This is a genomic window from Methylosoma difficile (assembly GCF_054657615.1).
The window spans coordinates 739,349-759,703 of sequence record NZ_BAAHYJ010000001.1 but is presented as its reverse complement, the minus strand read 5'-3'; the positions used below and the strand labels follow the sequence as shown (position 1 = coordinate 759,703).

The 20,355-nt window shown below is 47.5% G+C and carries 14 protein-coding genes; 7 read left to right on the top strand and 7 right to left on the bottom strand.

All coding sequences use genetic code 11. The features are described 5' to 3' along the window. Window positions 1-532: 532 nt before the first annotated feature. Complete coding sequence (locus ACYQ1O_RS03725) at window positions 533-3,901, top strand: beta strand repeat-containing protein (RefSeq protein WP_459990289.1); 3,369 nt, start codon at window positions 533-535, stop codon at window positions 3,899-3,901. 100 nt (window positions 3,902-4,001) lie between these two features. Here ACYQ1O_RS03725 and ACYQ1O_RS03720 read toward each other — a convergent pair whose 3' ends face one another. After that, window positions 4,002-5,351, bottom strand: coding sequence for a protein-disulfide reductase DsbD family protein (locus ACYQ1O_RS03720; RefSeq protein ID WP_459990288.1), 1,350 nt, complete (start codon window positions 5,349-5,351; stop codon window positions 4,002-4,004). Between the two features lie 147 nt (window positions 5,352-5,498). Continuing rightward, window positions 5,499-6,200 (bottom strand): arsenate-mycothiol transferase ArsC, encoded by a 702-nt coding sequence (locus tag ACYQ1O_RS03715; protein ID WP_459990287.1) that lies wholly within the window; start codon window positions 6,198-6,200, stop codon window positions 5,499-5,501. A gap of 281 nt (window positions 6,201-6,481) precedes the next feature. Here ACYQ1O_RS03715 and ACYQ1O_RS03710 point away from each other — a divergent pair, with 281 nt between their 5' ends. Together ACYQ1O_RS03710 and ACYQ1O_RS03705 are read left to right on the top strand one after the other, a co-directional pair. Further along, on the top strand, window positions 6,482-8,647 hold the full coding sequence (locus tag ACYQ1O_RS03710) for a hybrid sensor histidine kinase/response regulator (protein WP_459990286.1): 2,166 nt from the start codon (window positions 6,482-6,484) through the stop codon (window positions 8,645-8,647). A gap of 94 nt (window positions 8,648-8,741) precedes the next feature. After that, window positions 8,742-9,779, top strand: a complete 1,038-nt coding sequence (locus ACYQ1O_RS03705; RefSeq protein ID WP_459990285.1) for a chemotaxis protein CheB — start codon at window positions 8,742-8,744, stop codon at window positions 9,777-9,779. Window positions 9,780-9,786: 7 nt separating this feature from the next. Here ACYQ1O_RS03705 and mnmE read toward each other — a convergent pair whose 3' ends face one another. From mnmE to rpmH, 5 genes are read right to left on the bottom strand one after another with little or no spacing between them, the layout of a single operon-like run. Next, window positions 9,787-11,130 carry a tRNA uridine-5-carboxymethylaminomethyl(34) synthesis GTPase MnmE gene (gene mnmE / locus ACYQ1O_RS03700; RefSeq protein ID WP_459990284.1) on the bottom strand — a complete coding sequence of 448 codons (1,344 nt, stop codon included), beginning with the start codon at window positions 11,128-11,130 and terminating at the stop codon, window positions 9,787-9,789. A gap of 17 nt (window positions 11,131-11,147) precedes the next feature. Further along, complete coding sequence (yidC, locus tag ACYQ1O_RS03695) at window positions 11,148-12,860, bottom strand: membrane protein insertase YidC (protein ID WP_459990283.1); 1,713 nt, start codon at window positions 12,858-12,860, stop codon at window positions 11,148-11,150. 2 nt (window positions 12,861-12,862) lie between these two features. Beyond that, the gene (gene yidD / locus ACYQ1O_RS03690) at window positions 12,863-13,087 is read right to left on the bottom strand and encodes a membrane protein insertion efficiency factor YidD (RefSeq protein ID WP_459990282.1); all 225 of its coding nucleotides are present in this window, start codon (window positions 13,085-13,087) and stop codon (window positions 12,863-12,865) included. Continuing rightward, a complete protein-coding gene (gene rnpA, locus ACYQ1O_RS03685) occupies window positions 13,069-13,434 on the bottom strand; it encodes a ribonuclease P protein component (RefSeq protein ID WP_459990281.1) in 366 nt (121 codons plus the stop codon). The genes yidD and rnpA overlap by 19 nt, the downstream gene beginning before the upstream one ends. Continuing rightward, window positions 13,435-13,569: a 50S ribosomal protein L34 gene (rpmH, locus tag ACYQ1O_RS03680; RefSeq protein ID WP_459990280.1), complete on the bottom strand. Its 135-nt coding sequence runs from the start codon at window positions 13,567-13,569 to the stop codon at window positions 13,435-13,437. 166 nt (window positions 13,570-13,735) lie between these two features. Between rpmH and dnaA the strand changes: the two genes are divergently transcribed. From dnaA to gyrB, 4 genes are all read left to right on the top strand, one after another. Then, window positions 13,736-15,055, top strand: a complete 1,320-nt coding sequence (gene dnaA / locus ACYQ1O_RS03675; protein WP_459990279.1) for a chromosomal replication initiator protein DnaA — start codon at window positions 13,736-13,738, stop codon at window positions 15,053-15,055. A 480-nt stretch (window positions 15,056-15,535) separates the two neighbouring features. Continuing rightward, window positions 15,536-16,636 (top strand): DNA polymerase III subunit beta, encoded by a 1,101-nt coding sequence (dnaN, locus tag ACYQ1O_RS03670; RefSeq protein ID WP_459990278.1) that lies wholly within the window; start codon window positions 15,536-15,538, stop codon window positions 16,634-16,636. A gap of 9 nt (window positions 16,637-16,645) precedes the next feature. Further along, complete coding sequence (gene recF, locus ACYQ1O_RS03665; protein WP_459990277.1) at window positions 16,646-17,722, top strand: DNA replication/repair protein RecF; 1,077 nt, start codon at window positions 16,646-16,648, stop codon at window positions 17,720-17,722. Window positions 17,723-17,769: 47 nt separating this feature from the next. After that, the gene (gene gyrB, locus ACYQ1O_RS03660; protein ID WP_459990276.1) at window positions 17,770-20,184 is read left to right on the top strand and encodes a DNA topoisomerase (ATP-hydrolyzing) subunit B; all 2,415 of its coding nucleotides are present in this window, start codon (window positions 17,770-17,772) and stop codon (window positions 20,182-20,184) included. Window positions 20,185-20,355 lie beyond the last annotated feature (171 nt).

The following is a 20,355-nucleotide window of genomic DNA, read 5'->3' as shown; positions in this document are numbered from 1 at the left end:
AATACAAGCCAAACCTAGGATGCAGTTATTTGAAAGGCCTTTTATATTCAGCCAAATACCAATATCTCGACCCGTCCGACGACGGCAAGAACCAAAAATTTTAAATCGTCAGGAATGACGGGCAAATCTTCGGGGATTTATTCAATACCAAAGGTTTCGGTGTAAGACAAAAAAATCGGCAAGCAATAACGCCGAAACCACACAATTTGTATCCAACACCACACGCTGGCTCATACTGGGTCTCGCCTTGCCCACTCGATAGCATCGCTCACATCCTGCTCATTTATGCCAAAAGCCTCCAGCTTAACGTGGAAAAAAAACCAATGGCGTGGATTACAAACAGCAAACAACCCAACCGACAAACCCACAAAAATAAAGAAAAATAAGTTCATATTTTTTCGCTAAAGCCCAAAAAACGAAAAATACCAATAATAAAAAGTTGCAGAAAAAGTGAGTTAGATGTATGTTTTTAATGAATTTTTTGGTCTACGCATAACTGTCCACGCTCACTTTAACTGAATTGGAAAACGTAATGGCAACTTTTAACGGTACAGAAAACAACGACACTTATACAGGTACTAATACCGCTGATACCATCAACGGCAACGGCGGTAACGATACGCTCAGAGGCTCGGCGGGTAACGATAGGATCGCTGGTGGTATCGGAGTTGACACCCTGTTTGGAGGTACTGGTAACGATAATTATGTTTACAGCACAGGTTATGGTGACGACACCATTAACGAATTCGATGGTGTTATTTCTGGTTACGGCGGTGCTGATAAAGTCACTTTCACAGGGCTTACCCAAAGTGCCGTCAAATTCCAGAAAACCAACAATGGCTTAGATTTGCAGGCGATCCTCATCGCCACCAACGAGACTCTGACCATCATCAACGCCTTCTCCACAGACACAGGCTACCAAGTGGAGTCGTTCGTGTTCACCGACGCCACATTGACGCTCGCCCAAGTCAATGCACTCGCCAACATTGGCGGCGCGGGCAATGAAACCCTTTGGGGTACAGCAGGCAGCGATACCTTGGACGGTAAGGGTGGCACTGATACCTTGTTTGGCGGTGACGGCAACGACACCTATGTATACGGCACAGGCTACGGCAATGACACCATTGCCGAGTATGATGATTTGTTCGGAACGTTTTCTTACGGCGGTATCGACCAAGTCACCTTTACCGGACTCTCCCAAAGTGCCTTCATATTCCAGAAAACCAACAATGGTTTGGATTTGCAGGCGACTCTTATCGCCACCAACGAGACCTTGACCATCAGCAAAATCTTCAGCCCAGATGCTTACCGGCAAGTGGAGTCATTGGTGTTCACCGACGGCACATTAACGCTCGCTCAAGTCAACGCAATCGCTAACATTGGCGGCGCGGGCAATGAAACCCTTTGGGGTTCAACGGGCAACGATACCTTGGATGGCAAGGGCGGCACTGACACTCTCTATGGCGGCAGCGGCGACGACACCTATCTTTACAGCACAGGCTATGGTAATGACACCATGGCTGAATATGATGATATTTTTAATACCTTTTATTCCGGTGGTATCGACCAAGTCATTTTCACTGGGCTTTCCCAAAATGCCGTCAAGTTTCAGAAATCCAACAATGGCTTGAACTTGCAGGCGACCATCATCGCCACCAACGAGACCCTGACGGTTAACTACGCCTTTCATCCAAACACTGACTATCAAGTGGAATCGTTCGTGTTCACCGACGGCACATTGACGCTCGCCCAGCTCAATACCCAAACCAATATCGGCGGCGCAGGCAATGAAACCCTTTGGGGAACAACGGGCAACGACACCTTGGACGGCAAGGGCGGCACTGACACTCTCTATGGCGGCAGCGGCAACGACACCTATCTGTTCGGAACGGGCTACGGCAATGACACTATCGCCGAACTCAACAATATCAATGTTACGTTTTCTTACGGTGGCACCGATCAAGTTACCTTTACGGGACTTTCCCAAAGTGCCGTCAAATTCCAGAAAACCAACAATGGTTTGGACTTGCTGGTTACCATCATTGCCACCAACGAGACCCTGACTGTCAGCAACGCCTTCGATCCTATCCCTCAATGGCAAGTTGAATCGTTCGTGTTCACCGACGGCACATTGACGCTCGACCAGCTCAACACCCAAACCAATATCGGCGGCGCGAGCAATGAAACCCTTTGGGGAACAACGGGCAACGACACCTTGGACGGTAAAGGCGGCACCGATACGCTATATGGCGGCAGCGGCAACGACACTTACCTGTTTGGATCGGGATACAGCAACGACACCATCGCCGAGTTCAACAATAACATTGGTACGTTTTCCTATGGCGGCACCGACCAGCTTAAAATCAACGGCTACAAGCTCACCGACGTAAGCAGCTTCACTCAAAATGGTGCAAATTTAGTCATAGCCTTTCGCAGTACCAACCAAGTCATACTACAGGATCAATTCTCCGGTGATGCCAATGACAAAATCGAAAGCATCCAATTCGCCAACGGCGATGTGCTGACCAACTTGGTATTTGGCACTGCCACTAATAATTCTCTAGCCGGCACTACAGGTAATGATGCCCTCAACGGCCTAGCAGGCGCAGACAGCATGGCGGGCGCTGCGGGCAATGACTTGTATGTGGTGGACAACAGCGGCGATGGCGTGACCGAGGCGACTGGCGCAGGTACGGACACAGTGCTGTCCAGCATTAGCTTCACGCTGACTGCCAACGTAGAAAGCTTGGTGCTGTTGACCGGCGCAGTCACCGGCACGGGCAATATCTTGGACAACAAGCTGTTCGGCAATGCCGCAGCCAACACTTTATCGGGCTTGGACGGCAACGACATGCTGGACGGGCGCGGCGGTGCGGACAGCTTGGTAGGTGGCAAAGGCGACGACACTTATGTGGTCGATAACATTAGCGACACGGTGACCGAATTGACCGCTGAAGGCACAGATAGCGTCAGCAGTTCGGTCAGCTTTACCTTGTCTGATAATGTCGAAAATTTGACATTGACTGGTTCAGCAGACATCAACGCCACCGGCAACAGCCTGAACAACGCTTTGGTCGGCAACGACGGCAGCAACGTGCTGGACGGCGGCTTGGGTGCGGACAGTATGGCAGGTGGTTTGGGCAACGACTATTATATCGTTGATGATTTGGGCTACACCATCACCGAAACCTCAACACTGGCGACCGAAATTGACAGCGTGTCCAGCTCGGTTTCCTTTGTCTTGGGTACGAACTTGGAAAACCTGACCCTGACCGGCACGGCGGCAAATGCGACAGGCAATAGCTTGAACAACGTACTGACCGGTAATGCCTCAACGAACGCGTTGGTTGGCGGTGCGGGCAACGACACCTTGGTGGCGGGCGAAGGCGCGGATGTGTTGACTGGCGGGGCGGGTAAAGACACATTGAACTTGGCGGAAACCGTTGCCAAGACCGACACGGTGAAAATCGCCACGGGCCACAGCACGGTCACGGGTTTTGATGTCATTAGCGGCTTCCAAAAAGGCCTCAGCGCCAGCTCGGCGGCGGGCGTGGACAAGCTGGATTTGGTCAGCACCAGCATTGCCGCCAACACGGCTGCCAGCAATGGTGTTGATGCCGGTACCATCAAAAGCCACGCCATCAGCAATGGCATCATCAGCTTTGACGATGCCGATGCCTTCAGTGCAGCCTTGACCATTGGTGCAGGTAGATTTCCAAGCGTGCTGAGCTACCTGCAGGCCAACATCACCGGCGGTGCGACCGTGGCTTTCAACGTCGGCGCGGATGCCTATGTGTTCCAAGACGACGGTGCTACCGACATGCTGGTGCAGCTGTTGGGTGTGAACGCCACCAGCGTCAACACCACCGGTTTGGGTGTGGACGCGGTTTGGATAGCTTGATCGGCTAAAAGCACTCGGTTGGGTTGCGTCTTACAACCCAACTTAACAAACTGTAGGGATGCGGTCATCCCAACCATTACGATTTGCATGGTTTGGGATTTTATTCCCCCATAAACAACAACATCTCATCAGTACAGGTGTAATCGCTGGTTTTATACAGCAAATTATCATCAGCATTGGCAACCACAAAAAACGGCAGGCCCACTTTTAGCTCGGGAAAGCGTTTATCGTTTTGGAACTGTTTGAATTCTGGATCGTTGTCGTAAATTTTCAGCAAAATGACTTTTTTCAGACCATCAATTAAAGCGCGATCCGTTTCGGTCAGGTGTTCAAACTCTTTGCAGTTGGCGCACCAGTAGGCAAAAAAATCGACAAATATCGGCTTGCCTTGTTCGCGCGCGGCCTTCACAGCATCTTCGCGGTTTAAATACCACGTCAATTCGCCTTTGGTTTCGGTGAGCGGTGCGCTGCTGGCTGCGGCGCTGGTTACGATTGCTGTAGGGGCGGGAGTCAACACGCCGTGTGCCAAGCTCAAGCCGCCAATCAGTGCGAAGAGGGCAAATAAGGATTTTTCCATGCGCTTGGCGCTGTGTAACTCGTCACCTTCCCAGAAATGGTAAAGCGAATACAACACCAACAAAGCCCCGAAAAACACCAGCTGGATCGATTCTGGCTTAAAGCCGTAACCGGACAGGCCTTTTTCCAAATAAGTGTAGGCAAAATACAGGATCAATGCGCCTAAAGCCCATTGCACATATTTCATCCATGAACCGGATTTTGGCAAACGCACGCCAAATAAACCAATCAGCAAGAACGGAATACCCAAACCTAAACCGAAGGCGAACATTTTTAGCGCGGCGGTCAAGGTGGTAAATACGCTCAGGCCATCGGTTTGGCTGGCGATACCGACTAAAATGCCGACCACGAACGGCCCGACGCAGGAAGAGGACAATAAGCCTGCGCCCATGCCCATCAAAAACGTGCCAGCAATGCCAGGAGTTTTGTCGCCAAGACCGTTGCCACTAAAAAGCGAAACATGCAGAAAGCCTGCGGTCGCCAATGCCAGTAGCAAAAACAACAACGCCAACAATAAATTGGTGATGGGTAAGCGCAGCACTTCATTAAACGCGCCGCCCGTTGCTGCGGCAATCAAGCCAAATAAAAAATAGATACTGGCAAGGCCGATGTAGTAAACCGCTGGATGTAAGGCGCGTGGCGCATCGCCTTGCGAACGTCTGGCAATAATGCTGGCGGTGATGGGATACAAGGGATAGACGCAAGGCAGTAGACTGGCGAGAAAACCGCCTATTAATAAGAATAAATAGGCAGATGCCGAGGCTTGGTTGGATGCCAATTGGCTTTCCACCCAAGCATTTAAGCCTGTTAAGGATGCGGCATCGGCATTGCTGGATAGCAATACTAAGGTGATAAGCAGATAAGTCGGTTTCATAAATGTGATTCTCTAAGATGAAGGCGGCGCGATGGCTAAGTAGATGTTTCGTCGTAGATTAAAATGTCGATAAGCTATTGAAAAATAGTTTTTATGTAGGTTGGGTTGCAAAAAGCGCAACCCAACCTACGCCCAGAAATAGATCAATTAGCCTTTGACTTGCGCCATCATATAAGCCATTTCCAAGCCGATTTGCTGGGCGCGTTCGTCGTAAACAGTGGCCTCATTCGGCAAACCATCGGCAACTTTTGGGTCTTCATAATGGATAGGAATCCGCAACGCGCTGCCTTCGACAACAGGGCAATTTTTATCAGCTTGCGAGCAGGTCATAAACGCCGCGTAATTGCTTTGCGGATTGCCTTCAGCATTATAAAGTTTGGAAAAACTATGGATTTCCGGTTTGGAATCGGAATATTTGACCAAATAAACCGGATTTTTGCCGCCCGTGCTATCGGTAAAGCCAAAGCCGACGCGTTTTAAGGCATCAACCGTCCGGCTATTCATTGCTGTGGCTTCCGTACCACCGGAAAAAGCTTGTACGCCATCAACGCCATAATAAGCGGCAGCCGTCTGCGCCCAAATCTGCGCCAAATGGCTACGGCGGGAATTGTGTGTACAGATAAAAGTGATTTGCGCGGTTTCGCCAGCTTGAATTTTGGAACGGATAAATAACGCACCTTTTTTCAGCAGCGTTTGACGTTCGGCAGGGATTTTCTGGAATTCTTGGGAAAACTTTGTGAGTTGCGGACGGATACTGGGCAATACATCTTCAGGGCTGGCATGTGCAACCCCTATATAGACCCATAAACTTAAGACCGTAAAAAATTTTAACAGGCTGTTTTTAATCATAATAATTTCCTCGTTTGCTTATGTGGATGGTGAGGCGGCTATTATATTTGTTTTTACGCATATATTGTGTAACGAATATATTACTGCTTGTATTAAGGCATCGTTGCGTTTCGTAGGGTGGGCAACGCTTTTCTGCCCACCAACTATGCCTTCACTCTCTACACATAATTCATTCTGTAAAGATGGTTACGGTCTACTCTGTGTGATAGATTCTTATCTACCAACCCAGATAATCAGCAAAAACCTTCACCTCTCACGTCTTTATAAGCTAAAGCCAACCCATGATTGACGACCCCGACCTGCGGCAGATGTTTAAGGCCGAATGCAAAGAACGTTTGCATAACCTTGAACAAAACCTTTTACAACTGGAAAAACAACCGGATTTGCCTGCGCCGATGAATGAAGTGTTCCGCGAAGCGCACAGCTTAAAAGGCTTGGCACGGATGTTGGGGGAAAAAAACATGGAACAAGTCGCCCATCATTTTGAAAGCGTATTAAAAGCCTCGCTAAAAAATCACGAACCGCTGGCAGCCAACCTCATTGAACAGCTCTATCACGGTATTGATGATTTGCGCGGCCTTGCTGAAGAAGCGGTGACAGGCATCGCCTACCCTATCGGCTTGGACAGCATTTTGGCCCGGCTCACCCAAACACCACCCGCCGAAAGTCCATCAGCACCCGCCCAAGCGATAACCACCGAGCAACCCAGCATCCCCGATGCCAATCCGCCCGCCCGCCCGTTCGCCACAAGCAGCAGCGACAACACCAACGAAACCGCCGCCAGCCAAATCGACACTATCCGCGTCGGTATGCAACAGCTGGATAATTTGATGACCCACGTCAGCGAGCTGACCGTCAACAAAAACCGCCTCGCGCAACGGTTAGGTGACGTCAATGATCTGCTGTTTTATTGGGAAGAATGGAAACACCAGCACCGCGAACTGTTCACCGCCGAGCTGACGCAATTGGAAAATCGGCTGTATGCCTTACGCAGCCAACTTTACGAAGACAACAACCGCTTTGATTATTTAAACCATGAAATTGGCGACGGCATCCGCACCATCCGTCTGTTACCGCTCGCAACGACCTTTAGCCTGTTTCCGCGCATGGTTCGCGACATTGCCAAGCAAGAAAACAAGCAAATCAACCTGATTATCGATGGCGACGACACCGCCGCCGACAAACGCATCATCGAAGAACTCAAAGACCCGCTCACCCATCTGATCCGCAACGCCATTTACCATGCCATTGAAACGCCCGAACAACGTCGGGCAATGGGCAAGCCGGAAATCGGCACCATCCGGCTAAGCGCACGGCAAACGCCCACCAATATCATCATTACCGTCACTGACGATGGCGGCGGTATTAATGTCGAAAAAATCAAGCAACGGGCTTTGCAAAACCTGTTGTACAGCGCCGATGAACTGGCGGCAATGTCTGATGGGCAATTGCAAGAATTGATTTTTAGCCAAGGTTTTTCCACCGCCGACCAAGTCAACGATATTTCAGGACGCGGCTTAGGCATGGCAATTGTCCGCATCACCATTGAACAACTGAAAGGCCACCTCGACATTGACTCCACGCCCGGCGTCGGTACCAGCATTCAAATTGTCTTGCCGGTTACCTTAGCCACCACCCAAGTCATTATTGTCGAACAACAAAAACGCTATTTCGGCATTCCTATGGAAGCCATTGAACTGATTCGCAGCGTCTCCCCTGAACAACTATTCAACATCGACGGCATACCCAGCTTACTGCAAGCCGAACACGCCGTGTCTGTCGCGCGCCTTAGCGATTTGCTGGACATTGCCAGTACCCACTCACCGCATTTTGCGGTGATTATCAACGTCAAACACGGCAAACTCGCCTTATTAGTTGACCGCTTGATGGACGAACAAGAAATTTTGCTGAAACCGCTGGGCGGCGTATTAAAGCGGGTGCGGAATATCAGCGGCGTAACGGTATTGGGCAACGGTGAAGTTTGCCTTATCTTAAATCCGCACGACCTCGTCAAAACCGCTTACGGCAAAAAAACCGTACACTACCCCAGCGCCAAGGCCGATTCTGCCGCCCCCAGCAAAAATCGCCACCTCCTCTACGCCGAAGACTCCATCACCGCCCGCACCCAAATCAAACGTTTTTTGGAAAAAGCCGGTTATACCGTCACCGCAGCGGTGGACGGACGCGACGCTTACGAGAAACTAGCGGGCAATACTTTTATGGCCTTGGTCAGCGACGTGACCATGCCCAATATGGATGGCCTGATGCTTACCGAAAAAATCCGCCGCCATCCGCAACACAAAGACTTGCCGATCATCTTGCTCAGCGCAATGGACAAGACTGACGACCGCCAACGCGCTTTAGAACTGGGGGCAAATGCTTATTTAAGCAAAAGCGCATTCGACCAGCGGCATTTGTTGGACGCGTTGCAGAATCTGTGTGCTTAATTGCGCTCCTAGCAAATTGCGCGGATTTCGGCTTTTAGCCCATTTTCATTCAACCATCACCGTTTTAAATCAGTTACTTTTTGAGGAAAAGCTTTTGATCGATGTCTTTTTAGTCGCGGACGATTTACTGGCCTTGTCGGCAATACAAACTGCCCTTGCCGATTATCCTGATATACGCATCGTCGGCACCGCACAAACAAGCGCAGACGCTTTCGCACAAATAAACTTGCTGAAACCCGCTGTCATTTGCAGCACAGCTTACTTGTCCGGGCAAAATTGTTTGGGATTGGTCGAGCAAATAATGGAACACCAACCCACCCCCCTGCTTATTCTCGACGATGACCTTAGCTTAAAACCGGCTTTGCTGGCGGCGGGTGCTGTTGAAGTGCTGGAAAAACCGGCAAACTTTTCCGACGCAGCTTTTGCAAAGGAACTGGCACGCAAATTAAAAGTGCTGTCGGGGGTCATGGTGTTCGGACGTAAAGCCAGCATCCGTTTGGCAACCGACAATCCTAGCCCGACAAACCCGCAATCATTAAACCCCGCCCCCACGACTTCAAATACGCCGCGCCGCAAACCCGCCATTATTTTTATCGGTGCCTCCACCGGCGGCCCGCACGCCTTGGAAATGGTCTTATCGAAACTACCTGCCGACTACCCTTTGCCCATTGTCTGCGTCCAGCACATTAGCCAAGGATTTCTCGATCCGTTCATCCTTTGGCTAAGCGGTAAAGTCAAGCTACCGGTCAGCGTTGCGCGTGCGGGTCAGCAACCCCAAAATGGGCATATTTATTTCGCACCGGATCAAGCCAATCTGGAATTTGATTCCCAAGGGAACTTTCGCTACAGCCACGGCACGGGGTTTTTGCACTATCCCTGCGTTGATGTCACTTTCCATGCCGCTGCCCAGTTTTACAACCGCCGCACTTGCGCCATTTTATTGACAGGTATGGGCGAAGACGGCGCGGAAGGCTTAAAAGCCATCGCCCAAGCAGGCGGTACCACCATTGCCCAAGACGAAGCCAGTTCGACCGTGTTTGGTATGCCCAAAGCAGCCATTGAAAATGGTGCGGCGCAGCACGTGCTGAATTTGGAAAAAATAGCGAAGGAGTTGTGTACGTTGGCTTGTTAAGGCAAACTTACTTGCCGATACAGAAGCTAGAAAAAATCTTGCCTAATAAGTCATCGGAGCTGAATTCGCCGGTGATTTCAGCCAGGCTTTGTTGAGCTTGGCGCAGGTCTTCTGCGACCAGTTCGCCAGCTTGGTTGATAGTCAGTTGCTGCAGGGCCGCATCAACAAATTGGGCGGCGCTTGCCAAGGCTTCAAGATGGCGGTTTCTGGCGATAAAGACATTGTCGGCGCTGGCGTTGTAACCGACGCTTTCTTTGAGGTGTTCGGTCAGTAAATCCAGACCCACGCCGGTTTTTACCGACAATTGCAGTTGCATGCCCTGCCCTGTTTTTTGGATACCGGGTTCTAAACCGAGCAAGTCGATTTTGTTTCTGATGCGGGTGATGTTGAGGTGGACGGGCAAGCTGGCGAGTAATGCTTCCGGTTCGGGTTCACGGGCATCCATCAGCAGCAAGACCAAGTCGGCTTTGTCAATTTCGGCACGGGCGCGGCGGATGCCTTCCTGTTCGACAGGGTTGTCGCTGTCATGCAGGCCTGCGGTGTCGATAATGTGCAAGGGCATGCCGTCGATTTGGATGCGTTCACGTAGGACATCGCGGGTGGTACCGGCAATATCGGTGACGATCGCCGCATCATGGCCTGCCAAGGCATTCAACAAACTGGATTTGCCGGCATTGGGTTTGCCTGCCAATACGACAGTCATGCCGTCGCGTAACAAACGGCCTTGTTGGGCGGTTTGTTGGATTTTACGGATGCTGTCTTTCAATTTGAGGACGCGGTTTTCTACCACGCCATCGCTTAAAAAGTCGATTTCTTCATCAACAAAGTCGATTGCCGCTTCTACGTAGATGCGCAATTCTGTCAGGTCTTCGACCAATCGGTTAATTTGTTCGGAGAAGACACCTTGTAACGATTGTTGTGCCGAGCGCACCGATTGTTCGGTGGTAGCGGCAATGAGGTCGGCAACGGCTTCGGCTTGAACCAAATCAAGCTTGTCGTTTAAAAAAGCCCGTTCGGTAAATTCGCCCGGTCTGGCTAATCTTGCCCCTAAAACGATCACACGCTTAAGCAACATATTGAGGATAACCGAGCCGCCGTGGGCTTGTATTTCTAAAACAGCTTCGCCGGTGTAGGACTTGGGCGCAGGAAAGTACAGGCAAATGCCGGTGTCGATGGCGATACCATCGTGGTCAAGAAAAGGCGTGTAATGGGCAACCCTGGGTTGCAGGCTTTTGCCGGTAAGTTGTTTGGCGAGTTCAGGCACGTTTGCACCTGATAAGCGGATGATACCCACACCGCCGTTCCCTGGCGGTGTTGCAATGGCTGCAATGGTATCGGTTGCTATTTGCACGATTTATTGTGAAACGGCTATTTTTCGTTTTTGGCGATTTGCTTGGTGATGTAAGTTTGTTGCAAGATCGACAAGGTGTTGTTGATAACCCAGTACAGTACCAAACCTGCAGGGAAAAACAGGAAGAATACGGTAAAGACAATCGGGAACATACGCATCACTTTTGCTTGCACCGGATCAATAGGAGCCGGGTTTAAGCCTTGTTGGATTTTCATGCTAATGCCCATGATGACCGGCAAAACGTAGAACGGATCTTCAACCGACAAGTCTTGCACCCATAACATGAAAGGCGCTTGGCGGAATTCAACGGTTTCACTCAATACCCAATACAAGGACATGAACACGGGAATTTGCACAAGGATTGGTAAACAGCCGCCTAGCGGGTTTACTTTTTCTTTTTTGTACAATTCCATCATTTCTTGGTTAAAACGCTGTCTGTTGTCGGCAAAACGCTCTTGCAGCTCTTTTAGGCGCGGCTGGATTTTCCGCATTCTTGCCATAGATCTAAAACTGGCTTGCGATAACGGGAATAACAACAGTTTAATGCACAACGTGACACCAATAATGGCAACGCCCCAGTTACCGGTCAAATTGTTGATTTGGTTAAGCAACCAGTAAATTGGTTTGCCAATGAATGTCAGCACGCTGTAGTCAACGGTCAGTTCCAAACCTTTGGCAACACTTTCCATCATCGGTTGGATTTTAGGGCCAGCAAACAGTTGTGTAACAAATTTAGCAGAGCTGTTGTTGTCAACATTAACCACAGGAGAAAACGAACCGATGACATAACGCCCATCATTCAGGTGTTTGGTGTAAAAATGGTTGTCTTGATCAGCTGGCGGAATCCATGCGCTGGCAAAGTAATGTTGGATCATCGCTGTCCAACCGCCTTTTGTCGACACGTCAAGATTGTTGTCTTCCATGTCATCAAAGCTGATTTTTTGGTATTTGTCTTTTTCGGTGTAAACCACGCCACCGTCATAAGCTCTCATACCGCCCGTCAAGAAACTGCCTTTGTTTTCGTTAAAAGGTATTCTGAGCAGTTGGCTATATTGCCGGCCTGACCATGGTTTGCCGGTGTTGTTGCTGACATTTTGTTCTAAGGAGACTTGGTAACTGCCGCGTTTTACAGTAAATGTTTTGGTCACCACCAAACCGGTGTTGTCCGTCCATGTCAGCGGCACACTTAATGTGTCTTGGCCTGCGGGTAAGGCGTAAGTTTCTTGGTCGCTAAGGAAATAGCTGTAGTGATTGGGGGCCGTGGTGGAATCTGCGGCAGCAATCAAACCGCTTTGTGCGGCAAATAATTTTTCGGGGGATGGGTTAAACAGCCTGACTGGATTATGATTTTTTTCTGAGGCTTGAAAACCTAATAAGGCGCGCAGTTGGTTAACGACGGAGTTGTCTTTTTCGACAGGGTATTGCAATAAATCTAAAGTACGGACGGTTGCACCTTGTAAGTCAATTTCCAAGGCCAATACGTCTGTTTGTATTTTTACTGTTTTAGCAGGTGCCGCTTGGGCAATTGGCAAAAGGTTAGCCGATGCTTGGCTGGCATCCGTTTGCTGGGGCGATGTTTGCGCGCCAGGCAAGTCTTCTTTGGCTGCAATGACGGGAGCCTCTGTTTGGGCAACCGCAGGTTTCGGACCGTAATCTAATTCCCATGCCTGCTGGAGCATTATCACCAGCATGACAAAAGTGACGATCAGTACAAATCTTATATTATCCATTCTTATTTACCCAATTTTTCAGGAACAGGATCGATGCCACCAGCATGGAAGGGGTGACATTTTAATAATCGTTTGAGGGTGAGATAGGAGCCGGAAATGGCACCATGACGTTGGAGGGCTTCCAGATAATAATCTGAACAGCTGGGATAAAAGCGGCAGCGAGGGCCAAGCAATGGACTAATAAGGTATTTGTAACACCTAACGGCAGCTATAAGCATGAAGCGCATCGGGATACCAATCTTAGCCAGTGCTTTTCCAAGGATTTTCTTAAAGTGTCCAGCGGAGCATCGACTGCTTCTCTGCGAGCCATAACAACAACATCAATATTTCCCAAATTTTGTTGTATCCTAAAGTTTTCCCGGACAGTTCGTTTAATCACATTCCTGTGTACTGCCTTTCTTATTTGTTTTTTGGCAATTGCCAAGCCTAACCGTGGATGATTAAAATCATTTTTAATGGCTAAAAGGGTAAAATAGCGGTCGCTTGATTTTACGGGCTTGGCGAAAACCTTCTGATATTCAGCCGGTTTCTTTAACCGATACTGTGGTGGGAAACCAAATTCATTGCCATTCAATTATACTGACAACTTAGCGCGACCTTTCGCCCTACGTGCATTCAATACTTTACGGCCGCCAACAGTCGCCATTCTGGCACGGAAACCGTGGGTTCTGACGCGTTTGATTTTACTAGGTTGGTATGTTCTTTTCATGTTACTAAAGCCTGCTGTTAATTATTAACCAAAAACGGATAAAAAAGACTCTGGATGATAGAATAAAGCGCATAGCCTGTCAAATCCGTGTCATTGCTTTTGTCCTTGTACATCCAAGTGTTATATATAATTCCATTCATCTAAAAATCAAATTCTATCGTAACTAATGAGCTCTATTTGGGACAACTGCCTTGCCAAACTGGAAAACGAAATTTCCACCGCCGACTTCAGCACTTGGATTCGCCCACTCCAAGCGTTAGAAACTGACAATCAAATCAAACTGCTGGCACCCAACCGTTTTGTTTTGGATTGGGTTAAACAGCATTATTTTTCTAAAATTGAAAATTCCATCCAGGAATTTTCCAATGGCGCATTAGGCGTATGCCTAGAAATCGGTACCAAAAAGGCCACACCACCACCGGTTTCATCCAGCCACTTAAAAACGGCGGAAACTAAAAAGCCAACCGCCAATTTCTTGAATAAAGCCTTTTCATTCGATTCCTTTGTCGAAGGCAAATCTAACCAGCTCGCCCGCGCCGCCTCCATGCAAGTGTCTGAAAATATTGGTAAGGCTTACAACCCATTGCTGATTTATGGCAGCTCCGGCTTAGGCAAAACCCACTTGATGCACGCCATCGGCAATGCGGTTTTAGAAAAAAGCCCGTCCGCCAACATCGTCTATCTGCATTCAGAAAAGTTTGTCCAAGATATGGTGCGGGCTTTGCAACAAAACTCCATTGACAGCTTTAAAGAATATTACCGCCGTATTGACGTACTGCTGATTGACGATATCCAATTTTTTGCCGGTAAAGAGCGCTCACAAGAAGAGTTCTTCCACACCTTCAACACCTTGCTGGAAAAAAAGCACCAAGTGGTGATGACTTGCGACAAATATCCCAAAGAAATTGTCGGCCTTGAAGACCGCTTGAAATCACGCTTTGGCTGGGGCTTGCCGGTTTCAATCGAACCGCCTGACATGGAAACCCGCGCCGCCATTTTGATGAAAAAAGCCGCTTTGGCTAATGTTGACCTGCAACAAGAGGTCGCCTTTTTTATTGCCAAGCGCATCCCTTCCAACGTCCGTGATTTGGAAGGCGCATTACGGCGTGTTATTGCCAACGCCCAATTTACCGGCCGCGACATTACTATCGAATTCACAAAAGAAGCACTGCACGATTTGCTGACCTTGCAAGACAAATTGGTCAGCATTGATAACATCCAAAAAACCGTTGCGGAGTATTTCAAAATCCGAGTTTCAGACTTGTCGTCCAAAAACCGCAAACAAACCGTCACCCGCCCTCGGCAAATTGCCATGAGCTTGGCAAGGGAGCTGACTTCACAAAGCTTCCCTGAAATTGGTGCCGCCTTTGGTGGGCGTGACCACACAACCGTCATTAACGCTTGCAAACGCATCACCGAACTTAAGGAAGCTGACCGCAAAATGGCAGAAGACTATTCCAACTTACTTCGGACACTCTCCCATTAACTGTGGATAACTGTGTGCATAAACTTAAGTTTTTTTGTGGGTAATCTTGTTGGTTAAATGAGCCATTTTTTACACCCCGTACTTACCAACAAGTTATCAACAGTTTAGGAAGGTTTATAATTATTATCTAAGTGATTGAATAAATATTACTTAATAGGCTTTTCAACAGATTTTTCCACCCTAATAATAAGAAATCTTTAAAGCTTTATATTACGATTAGCGCGCTGTTTTTCGGCAAAACTGGCTTTTAGTAACGGATCATTTTAAATTCCAAGGTTGTGGATAAGTCTGTTTATAAAGCTAGGTAAACACGCGGATAAAGTTGTGGGTAAAATAAGCACCATTTCCACCGAATGGTTTATCCACACTATACAAACACCTTAAGCCACTACTTTAATTATAATACAAGTTATTGATTTATATAAACAAATAAGTCTTATACACAGAATTCTTCATTACTTATAGTAATAAACTAAAACTATGAAATTAACTATTAATAGAGAACAAATCCTCACGCCGCTGCAACAGATTGTGAGTGTTATCGAAAAACGGCAAACCATGCCAATCTTGTCAAATGTATTGATAACGCTTAACGACAAACAATTGATATTGACGGGAACGGATTTGGAAATCCAAATTGTTGCCAAAATTGAGATCGATTCCGAAGCATCTGGGGCAATCACTGTTCCAGCGCGAAAATTTTTGGATATTTGCCGGCTTTTACCCAATAACGCAGAAATTAAGTTGGAACACCAAGACGACAAAATCAAAATAACATCCAGCCGCAGCCGCTTTTCTTTAAGTTGTTTGCCTGCAGGCCACTTCCCTGAGTTTTCTGAATCCGCAATGGAAAACGAATTTTTTATCAATGCTGGAAAATTTAAGAAAGCATTGGAAAAAACCGTATTTTGTATGGCGAACCAAGATGTCCGTTATTACTTAAACGGCTTGTTATTGCACATTTCCAATAGCAAATTGAAACTGGTAGCTTCGGACGGACACCGCTTGTCGATTTATGAAGATGTGTTGGAAGAAGCAACGGGTTATGAAACCCGCATTATTTTGCCCAGAAAAGGCGTTTTGGAATTGAGCCGTTTGTTGGATGATCCGGAAGCTGAAATAAAACTGGAATTTTCTAGCAACAATATCCGTGTTTCGATTAAAAATTTGGTTTTTTCAGCCAAATTGGTTGATGCGAAATATCCAGATTTCAGCAAAGTCTTTCAGCAAGCTTTTTTTGAAGAAATTTTAATTGACCGGTTGTTGTTCAAAGAAGCATTAACGCGGGTTGCCATTTTGTCGAATGAAAAGTTTAAAGGCGTTTCTTTCGATATTCATGCAGAAACATTAAAGATCAGCACCCATAACCCTGAACATGATGAAGCTGAAGAAGAACTTCCCATTCAATATTCCGGTGATCCTTTATCGATTGCTTTCAATGCCCAATATTTATTGGATGCTGTGTCCAATTTGGAGTTGGAATCGGTCGCATTGATTATCGCCAGCAATGCCAGCAGTTGTTTCATTAGCGAACCTAACGACTGTGCTTACAAATTTATCGTTATGCCAATGAGACTTTAGAAGTTAGCAATGGCGTTAATTAAGCTGGATATTCATAACGTACGTAATATCCAAAAAGAAACCCTGCACCCCTCCCCCTACCTAAATTTCATTTACGGCGCCAATGCCAGCGGCAAAAGCGCCTTACTTGAAGCCATTTATGTTTTAGGCCGAGCCAAGTCGTTCCGATCTGTTTCTATAAAGCCCGTTATCCGATTTAACCAACAAGCTTTAGTGATCTCCGCACAATGCCAACAGGCTAACGGCAGTTTTACCCAACTGGGTATTCAGATGGATGGCAAGCAGCACGAAATTAGGATCAACCAACAGACCACGCCTGTGCGTTCTGAATTGGCCTATCGTTTGCCTTTACAGTTAATTCACCCTAAAAGTTTTGAATTGTTAGATGCCGGCCCACAATTGCGGCGGGAGTTTTTGGATTGGGGTGTTTTCAATGAAGAAGAAAGTTATTTGGACGCCTGGCGTCGCTGCAAAAAAGCCTTGTCGCAACGCAATGCTTTATTGAAAAGCCAGCAGTTAAATCATATCAATGTTTGGGATAAAGAACTGGCGTATTACGGTACAATAGTGGATGGTTTTCGTCAGCAGTATTTGGAAAAATTTAAACCCGTTTTTGCGGACATACTGGCTAAATTTATAACGCTTGAAGGCATTGGCCTAAAACTCTTACCGGGTTGGGATAACAGCCAATCTTTGGCAGATGTTTTGGCAGATGACTTAAGCAAAGATAGCCGTTATGGCTTTACCCATAGCGGCCCGCACCGCGCCGATTTTTTACTGACCATCGACAATCGATTGGCAAAAGATTTCGTCTCACGTGGGCAATTGAAATTATTGGTGATGGGGCTGAAGCTGGCTCAAGTCCAATTATTGATGAATCGGCAAGACAGCCAGGTTTGTATTCTGATTGATGATTTTGTTGCTGAACTCGATCAACAAAACCGCGCGAAATTACTGGCATGTTTGGACGAGATGCAAGCGCAAGTATTTATCACCGGCACTGAAAAGACAGAATTTGGTGAGTTAGGGCATTTTAAAAATCACAAGTTGTTCCACGTGGAACATGGGCATGTAAAACAGATTTAGTGTTCCATGTGGAACATTAAGGTAAATAACAGGAAAAGTGGATAATCATGAGTAACAAAAACGATCAGTATGATAGTTCTAATATTCAAGTATTAAAGGGATTGGACGCTGTAAGAAAACGCCCGGGCATGTACATTGGCGACACGGACGATGGCTCTGGTTTGCACCACATGGTTTTTGAAGTGGTTGATAACTCAATAGACGAAGCTTTAGCCGGTTATTGCAAGGAAGTGCGGGTTATTATCCATACCAATGGCTCAGTAACTGTTGCTGATGACGGTCGTGGCATTCCTGTGGATATTCACGAAGAAGAAGGCCGTTCAGCTGCAGAAGTCATTATGACGGTCTTGCACGCAGGCGGTAAGTTTGACGACAACGCTTACAAGGTTTCGGGCGGCTTGCATGGGGTAGGGGTCTCGGTTGTGAATGCCTTGTCGGAAGAATTAAATTTAGAAATACGCAAAAACGGCTCGCTGCATAAGCAAAAATACCTGATGGGCAACCCTGTCGAACCTTTAGCGGTGGCGGGTCCTGCAGAAGGCACAGGAACTTTAATCAATTTCAAACCCAGCTCGGAAACCTTCACCGATGTTGAATTCCATTACGACATCTTGGCAAAACGGCTCAGGGAATTATCTTTCCTGAATTCAGGTGTAAGGATCAGCCTAGAAGATGAGCGTAACGACCGCTCCGATGTGTTTGAATTCGAAGGCGGCATCAGTGCCTTCGTTGAGCATTTAAACAAAAACAAAACCCCGCTGTTTCCGGACGTGTTCCATTTTGTCGCCGAAAAAGAAGGCGTGATGGTCGAAGTGGCCATGCAATGGAATGACTCCTACCAAGAAAATGTCTTTTGTTATACCAACAATATTCCGCAACGCGACGGTGGTAGCCACTTGGCAGGCTTCAGGGCGGCTTTGACACGTACCGTTAACCAGTACATCGAAAGCAGCGGCTTGGCAAAAAAAGAAAAAGTCCAAACTACCGGCGATGATGCTCGTGAAGGCTTAACGGCGGTTTTATCCGTTAAAGTGCCAGACCCAAAATTCTCATCACAAACAAAAGATAAATTAGTCTCTTCCGAAGTAAAACCTTTGGTTGAATCAACCATGAACGAGAAACTGCAAGAGTTTCTGCTTGAACGTCCACAAATTGCCAAAGCTATTGCCAGCAAAATCATAGACGCAGCACGGGCAAGGGAAGCGGCGCGCAAAGCCCGTGAAATGACCCGCCGCAAAACCACCCTGGATATTGCTGGCTTGCCAGGCAAATTGGCGGATTGCCAAGAAAAAGACCCGGCGTTGTCAGAACTGTTCTTAGTGGAAGGGGATTCGGCGGGCGGTTCAGCAAAGCAGGGCAGGGATAGGCGCACACAAGCGATTTTGCCACTGAAAGGTAAAATCCTTAACGTTGAAAAAGCCCGCTTCGACAAAATGATCTCATCCGAAGAAGTCGGTACGCTGATTACGGCATTGGGCTGCGGTATCGGTAAAGATGAATACAACATCGAGAAATTGCGTTACCACCGCATTATCATCATGACCGATGCGGACGTTGACGGCTCACACATCAGAACCTTGTTGCTGACCTTTTTCTACCGCCAATTGCCGGAAATTGTCGAAAAAGGCTATATCTACATTGCCCAGCCGCCTTTGTACAAAATCAAAAAAGGCAAACAGGAATACTACGTAAAAGACGACTTACAACTGCACGAATACCTGATCCAGCTGGCGTTGGACAAAGCGCAATTATTCACTGACGAATCCACACCGCCTATCCAAGGCCAAGGCTTGGAGAAACTGGCGAAAAGCTATACCGAAGTGATGACAGTGATTAACCGCCTGTCCAGACGTTACGATACCTTGTTCCTGGAAGAATTCTGTTTTATGGAAACGGTAACGGATGAAATCAAACAAGACAAAGAACGTTTAAGCGCTTGGTTTGCCCAGCTTCAACAGCGTTTGACAGATTCTGAAGACAAAGCCATTTTCAAGGTGGAGCTGGATTACAAATCAGCCGGCGAGTTTTCAGTCAACGTCAGCAAACGCCAACATAGCATCAGCAAGCACTTTGTTTTGCCCAGCACCTTCTTCAATGGCAAGGACTACCAAAAAATTACCCAATACGCGCAAGAAACGGCAGGTTTGTTCAGCGAAGGTTCGTACATGCAAATGGGCGAGCGAAAAAACCCCGTCAGCAGCTTTAAACAAGCGTTTGATTGGATGATGAAAGAAATTAAGAAAGGCCAGCATATCCAGCGCTACAAAGGTCTAGGTGAAATGAATCCGGAACAATTGTGGGAAACCACACTGGATGCCAACAACCGCCGTTTGCTGCAAGTGCGGATTGAAGACGCGATTGCTGCCGATGAAATTTTTACTACGCTGATGGGCGATGTGGTGGAACCCCGCCGCGACTTTATTGTTAAAAACGCTTTGGATGTCAGCAACCTCGACGTTTAAAAATCCCTTATGTCAGATCTCAAAATTTATTAATAATGGTCCGCTGAAGGCGGACCACATATTTTTGTAAGCCAGAAGGTGAAGAACCTATCCCGCAAGAATCATTTTTCCAAAATCCCTAATTTGCCGTCCAAACAAAAGTGTTATTGATTGAATGGCAATATGCGGCGT